This window comes from Burkholderia sp. Ap-955 (genome assembly GCF_011753045.1).
Classification (GTDB): domain Bacteria; phylum Pseudomonadota; class Gammaproteobacteria; order Burkholderiales; family Burkholderiaceae; genus Burkholderia; species Burkholderia lata_D.
Genome location: NZ_VWWH01000006.1, coordinates 126455 through 138259, shown reverse-complemented (window position 1 = coordinate 138259; position 11805 = coordinate 126455). Strand labels below are relative to the sequence as shown.

Here is an 11805-nt window from a genome sequence, read left to right as displayed (position 1 = left end):
GCCATTCCGACATGCCAATTATCAAACGACCGCCTTCTTCTTCCGACAGGAACGAACCCCACTACACGCTGCGCCGTTCGCCGTCCGGAGCCTATTACCCCGATGACGACGATCGCGACGACGACCGCCGCACCCAGCGCAGCGGCGGAGGGCGCGGTCGCTCGTTCGGCTCGCGCGTCATGCTGTGGTTCGCCGGCCTCATCGCGACGTTGGCGATCGTCGGCGCGCTGATCGTCGGCTACGCGCTGGTCGTGATGGCGCCGCAACTGCCGTCGCTCGATGCGCTGACCAACTACCAGCCGAAGGTGCCGCTGCGCGTGTTCACGGCCGATCATGTGCTGATCGGCGAGTTCGGCGAGGAGCGCCGCAGCCTCGTGCGCTTCCAGGACATTCCGGACGTGATGAAGAAGGCGGTGCTCGCGATCGAGGACTACCGCTTCTACGAACACGGCGGCGTCGACTTCGTCGGCATCCTGCGCGCGGGTGTCGCCGACCTGATGCACGGCGGCGCGCGCCAGGGCGCGAGCACGATCACGATGCAGGTCGCGCGCAACTTCTTCCTGTCGAGCGAGAAGACCTACACGCGCAAGATTTACGAAATGCTGCTCGCGTACAAGATCGAGAAGGCCCTGACGAAGGACCAGATTCTCGAGCTGTACATGAACCAGATCTATCTCGGCCAGCGCTCGTACGGCTTCGCGGCCGCCGCGCGCGTGTATTTCGGCAAGGACCTGAAGGACATCACGCTCGCGGAAGCGGCGATGCTCGCGGGGCTGCCGAAAGCGCCGTCCGCGTATAACCCGGTCGTCAATCCGAAGCGCGCGAAGGTGCGCCAGGAATACATCCTGAAGCGCATGCTCGAGGTCGGCTACATCACGCAGCCGCAGTACGACGCGGCCGTGAAGGAAGAGATCCACGTGCGCACGCCGGGCAACCAGTACGCGGTGCACGGCGAGTACGTCGCCGAGATGGTGCGGCAGATGATGTACCAGCAGTACAAGGACGAAACCTATACGCGCGGGCTGACCGTCACGACGACGATCAACTCGTCCGACCAGGAAGCCGCGTACCAGGCCGTGCGTCGCGGCATTCTCGACTACGAGCGCCGCCACGGCTATCGCGGGCCGGAAGCGTCGATCAAGCTGCCCGCGGCCGGCGACGACCGCGACGAGGCGATCGACGACGCGCTCGCCGATCACCCCGACAACGGCGACCTGCAGTCGGCGGTCGTGCTGTCGGCATCGCCGAATGCGGTCGAGGTGCAGTTCGTCGGCGGCGCGACCACGACGATCGGCCCGGCCGGGCTGCGCTTCGTGGCGGGCGCGCTCAGCCCCCGCGCGAACGACACGCTGCGCATCAAGCCGGGTTCGGTCGTGCGCGTGCTGAAGGACGGCAAGACGGGCTGGCAGGTCGTGCAGCTGCCGCAGGTCGAAGGCGCGCTCGTCGCGATCGCGCCGCAGGACGGCGCGATCCGTTCGCTCGTCGGCGGCTTCGACTTCAACAAGAGCAAGTTCAACCACGTGACGCAGGCATGGCGGCAGCCGGGCTCGTCGTTCAAGCCGTTCATCTACTCGGCGTCGCTCGACAAGGGGCTCGGGCCGGCGACGATGATCAACGACGCGCCGCTGTACTTCCCGCCGAGCGTGCCGGGCGGCACCGCCTGGGAGCCGAAGGACGACGACCAGCCGGACGGCCCGATGACGATGCGCACCGGCCTGCAGCGTTCGAAGAACCTCGTGTCGATCCGGATCCTCGCGTCGATCGGCACGCAGTATGCGCAGGAGTACGTGACGCAGCGCTTCGGCTTCGATCCCGCGAAGACGCCGCCTTACCTGCCGATGGCGCTCGGCGCGGGCCTCGTGACGCCGCTGCAGCTTGCGACCGGCTATGCGGTGTTCGCCAACGGCGGCTACAAGGTCGATCCGTACCTGATCGCCGAAGTCGACGACGCACGCGGCCAGCCGCTACAGAAGTCGCAGCCGGTGCTCGCGGGCAGCACGGCGCCGCGCACGATCGAAGGCCGCAACGCGTACGTGATGAACAGCCTGCTGCATTCGGTCGCGACGGCCGGCACGGGCGCGGGCACCAACGCACTGGGCCGCAGCGACCTGCAGGGCAAGACGGGTACGACGAACGACGCGAAGGACGGCTGGTTCGCCGGCTACCAGCAATCGCTCGTCGCGGTCGCGTGGATGGGCTTCGACCAGCCGAAGAGCCTCGGCAGTCGTGAGTTCGGCGCGCAGCTCGCATTGCCGATCTGGGTGAACTACATGCGCACCGCGCTGAACGGCGTGCCCGAGCAGCAGATGCCGATGCCGGACGGCCTGACCTCGATCGACGGCGAGCTGTACTACGCTGATCGCACGCCGGGCAACGGCTTCGTCGCGAATGTCGACATCAACCCGGCCGAGAACGCGATCAGCGCGAACGACGCGCTCGGCTCGGCTGGTGCGGCGGGGCTTGCGCCGCCGCCCGTCACGCCGCAGGAGAAGCAGCAGATCATGGACATGTTCGAGAACAAGTAAGCGGCACGCTGCGGTTCCGGCATGCGACGGGCGCCTTCGGGCGCCCGTTTTTTTTTGCGCGGATTGCCGGCAGATGGAGAAGGGGAAATCAGAACGATGCGCAGGCCGGCACGACCGTCATGCCGACCGATTGCTGATGGAAGCGTTGCATGTACGTTTGCCGGATCGCGGCGAGCCGCGTACGCGTGTCGGGCGTATCGTCGGCGATGATACGGATCACGAAGCTGTCTTCGCGCGTGGTCCCGCCGCTTGCCCGGTCGCGCCACTGGCCGTGCGTGTCCCAGTAGGTGAGGCCGTCGGGGAACCGTGGTGTGACCGTGTCGGCGAGGAATGCCGCGCGCTCCGCATCGGTGACGGGGCCGCGCCCCGTGATGTCGCGCCCGAACAGCAGGTCGGCCTGCAGCATGGAGTTTTCGCCCGGCTGCGTGCAGGCCGACGGCGCGCCGGCGACGGGCGAGCGCGGTGCCGCGCAACCGGCGAGCAGTGCGATCGCCATGACGCATGCGGCCAGCGACCGCATCTGCCCATTTCGTGACGATCGACCTCCGCGCGCGCAAAACGCTGCGCGCTCAACCACTTGCGTGCTTGTCCGGCGGGTTATCAACAGGGCTGTCAACATTATCTGGGGATAACCCTAGGTTCGTTCACGTGTGCCCGAGGTGGGGTCAGTGCTGCAGTTTCGCGTGCGCGAGATGCATGCCGAGCGTGGCGGGGTCGGTATTGGTGCCCGACAGCAGCACGCCGACCCGCTTGCCCTGCAGCGTTTCGCGCAGCGGGCCGAGCAGGGCGGCCAGCGCGGCCGCGCATGCCGGTTCGACCGACAGTTTCAGTTGCGAGAACAGGAACAGCATCGCGGCCCGCAGCGCGTCGTCGGACACGGTGACGATGCGGTCGACGTGGCGCCGGCACAGCTGGTAGCTGTATTCCTCGGTATGCGGCGCCATCAGCGAATCGGCGATCGTCTGCATCGCGCTCATCTTGATCGTGTGATTCGCCGCGAAGCTGCGGCTCATCGCGTCGGCGCCTTCCGGCTCGACGCCGTACACGTGTACGCGCGGGTTCGCGAGCCGCAGCGCGGTCGCCATGCCGGCCGCGAGCCCGCCGCCGCCGATCGGCACGATCACCGCGTCGAGGTCGGGCGTCTGGGTCGCCCATTCGTAGCCGAGCGTCGCGGTGCCGAGGATCGTGTGATAGCCGTTGAACGGATGGATGAAGAAGCGGCCTTCCTCGGCCTCGATCCGCCGGACCAGATCGAATGCCTGCGATGCGCTGCCGGCCAGCACGACTTCCGCGCGGTACTGCTTGCACTGCGCGATGCGTGACGGACTTGCGGTATGGAACATCACGACCTTGGCGCTGCTGCCGAGCCGCATCGCCGCGTACGCGACGGCCGCCGCGTGATTGCCGGCCGACACGCAGGTGACGCCGGCGTTCTTGCGCGCCTCGTCGAGCGCGAGCAGGTGCGTGAATGCGCCGCGCGCCTTGAAGCTGCCGCTGACCTGCAGCAGCTCGAACTTGAAGTTGACGTGCGTGCCCTCGAGGGACGGCAGGTCGGCGCGTTCGAACACGGGCGTGCGCGCGACCCACGGCGACAGCGCGAAATGCTGCGCGGCGATTTCGTCGAGCGTCGGGATCGGCTCGCCGTCGATCGTCGTATGGGCGGTGCCCTGTTGTTCAGTCGACATGACGTGGCGGGTGGCGGAGTGGGCCGGCCCGCACACGCGGGCCGGCGTGGCGGGAGGCAGTCAGTGTGCGTCGACCGACATGCTGCGGATGAACTTGCGCAGGAACTGCTCGCAGCCGGCGAGTTGCGCGAGCTCGACATATTCGTTCGGCTTGTGCGCCTGCTCGATGTTGCCGGGCCCGCACACGACGCTCGGGATGCCCGCTCGTTCGAACAAACCGGCTTCGGTACCGTACGCGACCTTGCGCTTGTCCTGGTCGGCCGTCAGCGCGCGCACGAGCTGCGTGATCGCGGCCTGTTCGGTCGCGTCGAGGCCGGGCGCCGCGGCGATCTTCGAGAACTCGATCGCGGCATTCGGATGCTCGCGCAGCATCTGCGGCAGCAGCGTTTCCTGCGCATACGCTTCGATGCGGGTGAAGATCTGCTCGGGATCGAGCGTCGGCAGGTTGCGGAACTCGAAGTCGAAGCGGCATTCGGCCGGCACCGTGTTGATCGCGTTGCCGCCCTGGATCGTGCTCGTCTGCGCGGTCGTGAACGGCACGTCGTACAGTTCGTCGAACGGGCCTTCGGCGCGAAAGCGCTCGGCGATGTCGCGGATGTGGCAGATGAGGCGCGCCGCATACTCGATCGCGTTCAGCCCCTTCGGCGTCAGCGACGAATGCGCGGCGTGGCCGCGCACGCAGCAGCGGTACGCGTTGATGCCCTTGTGCGCGATGATCGGCCGCATGCTGGTCGGCTCGCCGACGATGCAGCCGGACGGCTGCACGCCGCGCTTGACCAGATCCGCAATCATCAGTGGCGCGCCGGCACAGCCGATTTCCTCGTCATAGGACAGCGCGAAATGGATCGGCTTCGCGAGCTTCGTCGCCTGCATCTCGGGCAGCAGCGCGAGGGCCGCGCCGATGAAGCCCTTCATGTCGCAGGTGCCGCGGCCGTACAGGCGGCCGTCGCGGATTTCCGGCGCGAACGGGTTGCTGTCCCATTGCTGGCCATCGACCGGCACGACGTCGGTATGCCCCGACAGCACGATGCCGCCGTTCGTCGAGCCGTCGTGCGCGGGCACGGTCGCGAACAGGTTCGCCCAGCCTTCACGCGGATCGTGCGTGATCGTCGATGCGATGCCTTTCGCGGCGAGCGCGTCGCGCACCGTTTCGATCAGGCCGAGATTGGGCACGCGGCTCGTGGTGTCCATCGACACGAGTTGCTTGATCCAGGGCAGGCTGACGAGCGACGCTTCGCCCGGAGTTGCGGCGGAAGGCGCTGTCGCGTCGAGAGTGGACATGGCAAAACTCCGTCTGATGAATGGGAAAATCATACTCAAAAACGCGTCGGCCCGCCTTCGTCGGGCGCGATGCGGTGCAGCAACGTCGCGCCCGTCAGGATTGCGTCAGCGGGCCGCGACGGCCGCCCCCTGTTTCGGGCCGAGCGCGCGCAGCGTTTCCTTGATCGTCGACACGCGGATCGCGAGATCGGGCGAGCGCGTCTCGATGCGCAGCTTGTCCTGGCCCGCGAGCTTGATGTGCCGGTGCTTCTGCACCATCTCGATGATCCGCATCGGATCGATCGGCGGACTCGGCTCGAACTGCAGCCCGATCGCCACCTCGCTCGCATCGATCTTCACGATGCCGAGCGGTTTCGCGGCGATCCGCAGCCGGTGTGTCTCGACGAGCGCGTGCGCCTGCGGCGGCAGCTTGCCGAAGCGGTCGATCAGTTCTTCCTGGATGCCGTCGATCGCGTCGCCGTGCTCGCAGTTCGCGAGACGCTTGTACAGCGACAGCCGCTCCTGCACGTCCGCGCAGTAGTCGGCCGGCAGGATCGCCGGCGCATGCAGGTTGATTTCCGTCGTCGCGGCGAGCGGGGCGGTGAGGTCGGGCTCCTTGCCGTTCTTCAGCGCCTTCACCGCGTCGTTCAGCATGTCCGTATAGAGCTGGAAGCCGATCTCGTGGATTTCGCCGGACTGCTTGTCGCCGAGCACTTCGCCGGTGCCGCGGATCTCGAGGTCGTGCATCGCGAGATAGAAGCCGGAGCCCAGTTCCTCCATCTGCTGGATCGCTTCCAGCCGGCGCTGTGCCTGCTTGGTCAGCGCCTGCGGATCGTGCACCAGCAGGTACGCATACGCCTGGTGGTGCGAGCGGCCGACGCGGCCACGCAGCTGGTGAAGCTGCGCGAGGCCGAACTTGTCCGCGCGGTGCATGATGATCGTGTTCGCGCTCGGCACGTCGATACCGGTCTCGATGATGGTCGTGCAGAGCAGCACGTTCGCGCGCTGCGCGACGAAATCGCGCATCACCCTTTCGAGTTCGCGTTCGTGCATCTGGCCGTGCGCGATCACGATGCGTGCTTCGGGCACGAGCGCCTCGAGCATCGCCTTGCGGTTCTCGATCGTCTCGACCTCGTTGTGCAGGAAGTACACCTGGCCGCCGCGCTTCAGCTCGCGCAGCATCGCCTCGCGGATCACGCTTTCTTCCTCGCGGCGCACGAAGGTCTTGATCGCGAGCCGCTTCTGCGGCGCGGTCGCAATGACCGAGAAATCGCGCAGCCCTTCGAGCGCCATCCCGAGCGTACGCGGGATCGGCGTCGCGGTGAGCGTCAGCACGTCGACTTCCGCGCGCAGCGCCTTCAGCGCTTCCTTCTGACGCACGCCGAAGCGGTGTTCCTCGTCGATGATCACGAGGCCGAGGCGCTTGAACTGCACATCCGACGACAGCAGCTTGTGCGTGCCGATTACGATGTCGACGCTGCCTTCGTTGATCTGCGCGATCGCTGCGTTGACTTCCTTCGTGGTCTTGAAACGCGACAGCTCGACGATGCGCACCGGCCAGTCCGCGAAGCGATCGGCGAAGGTCTGCGTGTGCTGCTCGGCGAGCAGCGTGGTCGGCGACAGCAGCGCGACCTGCTTGCCGCCCAGCACCGCGATGAACGCGGCACGCAGCGCGACCTCGGTCTTGCCGAAGCCGACGTCGCCGCACACGAGGCGGTCCATCGGCTTGCCGCTCGTCATGTCGCCGATCACGGCCGCGATGGCGGCCGCCTGGTCGGGCGTTTCCTCGAAGCCGAAGCTTTCCGCGAACTTCACGTAGTCGCGCGGATCGAGCGAGAACGCGTGGCCTTCGCGGGCCGCGCGGCGCGCGTACAGGTTCAGCAGTTCGGCGGCCGTATCGCGGATCTGCTGCGCGGCCTTGCGCTTCGCGCGCTCCCACTGGCCGGAGCCGAGCGCGTGCAGCGGCGCGCTGTCGGGATCGGCGCCGCTGTAGCGCGAGATCACGTGCAGTTGCGCGACGGGCACGTAGAGCTTGCTGTCGCCCGAGTATTCGAGATGCAGGAATTCGGTCTCGCCTTCGCCGAGATCCATCGACACGAGGCCCATGTAGCGGCCGATGCCGTGCTGCGCGTGGACGACCGGGTCGCCCACCTTCAGCTCCGACAGGTCGCGCACCATCGCGTCGACGTTGCTCGCCTGTTCCTGCCGGCGGCGGCCCGCGCGGCGGCCGAGCGCGCCGTACAGCTCGGTTTCGGTGACGACCGCATAGCCTTCGCCCGGCACCGCGAAGCCGTTGGCGAGCGGCGCGACGCCGAGCGCGAAGCGTGCGTCGCTCTCGAGCCAGCCGGCGAAGTGGTCGTTCGACGCGGGGCGCAGATGGTGTTCGGCGAGCAGCTGCAGGATCGTTTCGCGGCGGCCGGCCGATTCGACGGTCAGCAGCACGCGCTTGCCCGACGATTCGACGAACGTGCGCAGCGACGCGAGCGGATCGTCGGCATGGCGATCGACGGTGAGCTCGGGCAGCGCCGTCGCCCAGCCGCCGGCCGGCTGCGCGGGCAGCACGACGCGCGCGAACGGCTTCGCGAACGCGAAGAAGTCCTCGTCGGACAGGAACAGGCGCTGCGGCTCGAGGATCGGCCGCTCGCGATCGTGCGCGAGGAACGCATGGCGCTGCTTCGTATCGGCCGTGAAGCGGCGGATCGACGCTTCGAGATCGCCGGTGAACACGAGGTGCGCGTCCTGCGGCAGGTAGTGGAACAGCGTGGCCGTCTCGTCGAAGAACAGCGGCAGGTAGTACTCGATGCCGGCCGACGGCACGCCGTTGCCGATGTCCTTGTAGATCGGCGCGCGGCTCGGGTCGCCTTCGAAGGTTTCGCGCCAGCGGCTGCGGAAGGCCGTGCGTGCGGCTTCGTCGAACGGAAACTCGCGACCGGGCAGGAGGCGCACGTCGCGCACTGGGTAGAGGCTGCGCTGCGTGTCGGGGTCGAACGCGCGGATCGAGTCGACCTGGTCGTCGAACAGGTCGATCCGGTACGGCAGCGGCGAGCCCATCGGGTACAGGTCGATCAGCGAGCCGCGCACGCAGTATTCGCCGGGCCGCACGACCTGGCTCACGTGCTCGTAGCCGGCCAGCGTGAGCTGCGCCTTCAGCTTTGCCTCGTCGAGCCGCTCGCCCTGCGCGAATGCGAACGTGTACGCGGCCATGAACGACGCGGGTGGCATCCGGTACAGCGCGGTGGTCGCGGGCACGAGCAGGATGTCGCAGCGGCCCTCGCCGAGGTCATGCAGCGTCGCGAGACGCTCGGACACGAGATCCTGGTGCGGCGAGAACGTGTCGTACGGCAGCGTTTCCCAGTCCGGCAGCAGGCGCACGCGCGCGTCGGGCGAGAAGTAGCGGATTTCCTGCGAGAGCCGCTGCGCGTCGACCGCGTTCGCGCAGATCACCGCGAGGAGCGGCACGTCCTGGCGGTTGTCGGCGAGATAACGGGCGATGGCGAGCGCGTCGGCGGAGCCGTGCGCGCCGTCGAAGGCGAAGCGCTGGCCGGGCTTGACGCGGGCAACGGGCGAGGCGGACGGGGTGGAAGCGTTATCTGGCATAGGGACGACAGGGGTGGCGTGCACGGGCGCATCGCGGTGCGCCGGTCGAGACGAAAGACCTATTATAAAATCCGCTTCTCGATTTCATCTTTCCGGCGTTTCCTTTCGTGACTCCCCGACTTTTCGCCCTGATTCCCTGTGCCGGCACCGGCAGCCGTTCCGGCTCGGCCGTGCCGAAGCAATACCGCACGCTGGCCGGCCGCGCGCTGCTGCATTACACGCTTGCCGCGTTCGACGCGTGCAGCGAATTCGCGCAGACGCTCGTCGTCCTCGCGCCCGACGATTCCCACTTCGACGCGCGCCGCTTCGCGGGCCTGCGCTTCGCGGTGCGCCGCTGCGGCGGCGGCTCGCGCCAGGCGTCGGTATTGAACGGGCTGCTCGAACTGGCCGAATTCGGCGCGACCGACCACGACTGGGTGCTGGTGCACGACGCCGCGCGCCCGGGCATCACGCCGGAGCTGATTCGCACGCTCGTCGCGACGCTGAAGGACGATCCGGTCGGCGGCATCGTCGCGCTGCCGGTGGCCGATACGCTCAAGCGCGTGCCGGCCGGCGGCGACGCGATCGCGCGCACCGAGTCGCGCGACGCGCTGTGGCAGGCGCAGACGCCGCAGATGTTCCGCATCGGCATGCTGCGCGACGCGATCCTGCGCGCGCAGCGCGAAGGGCACGACCTGACCGATGAAGCGAGCGCGATCGAATGGGCCGGCCATACGCCACGCGTCGTGCAGGGTAGCCTGCGCAACTTCAAGGTCACGTACCCGGAAGATTTCGCGCTCGCGGAAGCGATCCTCGCGCGCTCCACGAACGCTTCCTGACTTTCACCCCCTCACAATCGGAATACGCATGGATTTCAGAATCGGACAAGGCTACGACGTGCACCAGCTCGTCGAGGGGCGCCCCCTCATCATCGGCGGCGTGACGATTCCGTACGAACGCGGCCTGCTCGGCCACTCGGACGCGGACGTGCTGCTGCACGCGATCACCGACGCGCTGTTCGGCGCGGCGGCGCTCGGCGACATCGGCCGTCACTTCTCCGACACGGACGCGGCGTTCAAGGGCGCCGACAGCCGCGTGCTGCTGCGCGAGTGCGCCGCACGCATCAAGGCGGCCGGTTTCACGATCCAGAACGTCGACAGCACCGTGATCGCCCAGGCGCCGAAGCTGGCGCCGCATATCGACGGGATGCGCGCGAACATCGCGGCCGATCTCGGGCTGCCGCTCGATCGCGTGAACGTGAAGGCGAAGACCAACGAGAAGCTCGGCTATCTCGGCCGCGGCGAGGGGATCGAGGCGCAGGCTGCCGCGCTGCTGGTGAAGCAGGGCGGCTGATGCCCGGCTGCGGCGGCGCGCGGTTCGCCCGCCGCGCCGCGCGGCGGAAATGAAAAATGCCACGCGGATGCGTGGCATTTTCGTTTGGCGCGGCGACCGGGCCGGCGCGACTGCCGGCCGGGTGGCGCAACCGCTTATTCGCCTTCTGCGGCGATCACTTGCGCGGCGGCGTTGATCACCGACGCGATACGGCCGACGTCGCGCAGCTGCGTGACGGTCATTCCTTGCTCGTTCTTCAGCAGCGCATAGTGCGACTTCACGCAGAAGTGGCACTTGCCGACGATCGACGCGGCGAGCGCGTACATCTCGAACTTGCGCTTGTCGACGCCACCGTGCGTCGCATACGCGCCCATCCGCAGCTCGGCGCGTTGCGTCTTCAGGTCGGCATCGTCGGCCATCTCGACATACGGATACCAGGTGTTGTTCATCCCCATCAGCGCGGCCGCCGTCAGCACGGCGTTCGTCTCTTCGGGCGACAGGACGCCGGCTTCGCGGATCGTCTTGATGAGCACCGTGCTCTTCGCCGCGATGGCCGCCGCCAGCGCGACGCCGACCGCGTCGGTGCCTTCGAGCGACGAGCGCGAGATCGTGCCGTCGAGGTTCAGGCGAATGTCCTTCGCGTAGTCGGGAATACGCGCCTTAATCGAATCGATGAATTCCATTGATATCTCCTATGGGTTGGCCGTTAAAAAAGCCCGCAGGCAGGACGTGCGCCGCGGGCTTCGTGCATCGATGCGCTTACAGCGTTGCGCCGCCGACTGCACGGTTGCACGGGCACAGTTCGTCCGTTTGCAGGCCGTCCAGAATCCGCAGGACTTCTTCCGGGCTGCGGCCGACGTTCAGGTTGTTCACCGAAACGTGCTGGATCGTGTTGTCCGGATCGACGATGAACGTCGCGCGCAGGGCCACGCCGGCTTCCTTGTCGCGCACGCCGAGCTGGTCGATCAGCTCGCCCTTGACGTCGCCGAACGAGTAGTGGTTCAGCTTGTCGAGGTCCTTGTGCTCACGGCGCCATGCGAGCTTGACGAATTCGTTGTCCGAGCTGCCGCCGAGCAGGACGGCATCGCGCTCTTCGAACTGCTTCGTGAGCTTCGCGAATTCGACGATTTCCGTCGGGCACACGAACGTGAAATCCTTCGGATAGAAGTAGATGATCTTCCACTTGCCCGGGAACGACGCTTCGGTGACGGTCTCGAACGCCGACTGGCCGTTTTCCTCGTGATTGTTGAAGCCCGGCTTCGCGGCTACGACGGTGAAAGCTTCGAGTTTATCGCCCACGGTTTTCATGCGGATACTCCTGTATGAGTTGGGAAGAAGACTGAGTCAAGCTACCTCGGTGCTGCAACGATGATGTGACAGCATGGGTAAAACTATAACACTATTAGCTATTTACTTCAATAGATTTT

9 protein-coding genes are annotated in these 11805 nt (G+C 67.1%); 3 read left to right on the top strand and 6 right to left on the bottom strand.

Annotated features, from left to right (window positions below; translation table 11 throughout):
• Window positions 1-11 precede the first annotated feature (11 nt).
• Window positions 12-2525 carry a penicillin-binding protein 1A gene (locus F3J15_RS05920; RefSeq protein ID WP_166888671.1) on the top strand — a complete coding sequence of 838 codons (2514 nt, stop codon included), beginning with the start codon at window positions 12-14 and terminating at the stop codon, window positions 2523-2525.
• Between the two features lie 88 nt (window positions 2526-2613).
• Here F3J15_RS05920 and F3J15_RS05915 read toward each other — a convergent pair whose 3' ends face one another.
• The 4 genes from F3J15_RS05915 to mfd form a co-directional block, all read right to left on the bottom strand.
• A complete protein-coding gene (locus F3J15_RS05915; protein WP_166888668.1) occupies window positions 2614-3045 on the bottom strand; it encodes a DUF3574 domain-containing protein in 432 nt (143 codons plus the stop codon).
• A 145-nt stretch (window positions 3046-3190) separates the two neighbouring features.
• Complete coding sequence (locus F3J15_RS05910) at window positions 3191-4210, bottom strand: threonine/serine dehydratase (RefSeq protein ID WP_046545939.1); 1020 nt, start codon at window positions 4208-4210, stop codon at window positions 3191-3193.
• Between the two features lie 60 nt (window positions 4211-4270).
• Window positions 4271-5491, bottom strand: coding sequence for an acetylornithine deacetylase (gene argE, locus F3J15_RS05905; protein WP_089484130.1), 1221 nt, complete (start codon window positions 5489-5491; stop codon window positions 4271-4273).
• A gap of 105 nt (window positions 5492-5596) precedes the next feature.
• Window positions 5597-9067, bottom strand: a complete 3471-nt coding sequence (mfd, locus tag F3J15_RS05900; protein WP_166888665.1) for a transcription-repair coupling factor — start codon at window positions 9065-9067, stop codon at window positions 5597-5599.
• Between the two features lie 107 nt (window positions 9068-9174).
• On the opposite strand from mfd, the gene ispD reads away from it, so the two are divergent.
• Both ispD and ispF read left to right on the top strand, forming a co-directional pair.
• Window positions 9175-9885 carry a 2-C-methyl-D-erythritol 4-phosphate cytidylyltransferase gene (gene ispD, locus F3J15_RS05895; protein WP_166888662.1) on the top strand — a complete coding sequence of 237 codons (711 nt, stop codon included), beginning with the start codon at window positions 9175-9177 and terminating at the stop codon, window positions 9883-9885.
• Between the two features lie 28 nt (window positions 9886-9913).
• Entirely contained in the window at window positions 9914-10399 is a 486-nt protein-coding gene (gene ispF, locus F3J15_RS05890; protein WP_021160386.1) for a 2-C-methyl-D-erythritol 2,4-cyclodiphosphate synthase, read from the top strand.
• A 134-nt stretch (window positions 10400-10533) separates the two neighbouring features.
• Here ispF and F3J15_RS05885 read toward each other — a convergent pair whose 3' ends face one another.
• Window positions 10534-11061, bottom strand: a complete 528-nt coding sequence (locus F3J15_RS05885) for a carboxymuconolactone decarboxylase family protein (protein WP_011352388.1) — start codon at window positions 11059-11061, stop codon at window positions 10534-10536.
• A gap of 76 nt (window positions 11062-11137) precedes the next feature.
• Complete coding sequence (locus F3J15_RS05880; protein WP_006478563.1) at window positions 11138-11686, bottom strand: peroxiredoxin; 549 nt, start codon at window positions 11684-11686, stop codon at window positions 11138-11140.
• Window positions 11687-11805: the final 119 nt, after the last annotated feature.

Coding starts and splice junctions, on each gene's coding strand:
- F3J15_RS05920 (WP_166888671.1), top strand. CDS start 12: ATGCCAATTATCAAACGACCGCCTTCTTCTTCCGACAGGAACGAACCC.
- F3J15_RS05915 (WP_166888668.1), bottom strand. CDS start 3,045: ATGCGGTCGCTGGCCGCATGCGTCATGGCGATCGCACTGCTCGCCGGT.
- F3J15_RS05910 (WP_046545939.1), bottom strand. CDS start 4,210: ATGTCGACTGAACAACAGGGCACCGCCCATACGACGATCGACGGCGAG.
- argE (WP_089484130.1), bottom strand. CDS start 5,491: ATGTCCACTCTCGACGCGACAGCGCCTTCCGCCGCAACTCCGGGCGAA.
- mfd (WP_166888665.1), bottom strand. CDS start 9,067: ATGCCAGATAACGCTTCCACCCCGTCCGCCTCGCCCGTTGCCCGCGTC.
- ispF (WP_021160386.1), top strand. CDS start 9,914: ATGGATTTCAGAATCGGACAAGGCTACGACGTGCACCAGCTCGTCGAG.
- F3J15_RS05885 (WP_011352388.1), bottom strand. CDS start 11,061: ATGGAATTCATCGATTCGATTAAGGCGCGTATTCCCGACTACGCGAAG.
- F3J15_RS05880 (WP_006478563.1), bottom strand. CDS start 11,686: ATGAAAACCGTGGGCGATAAACTCGAAGCTTTCACCGTCGTAGCCGCG.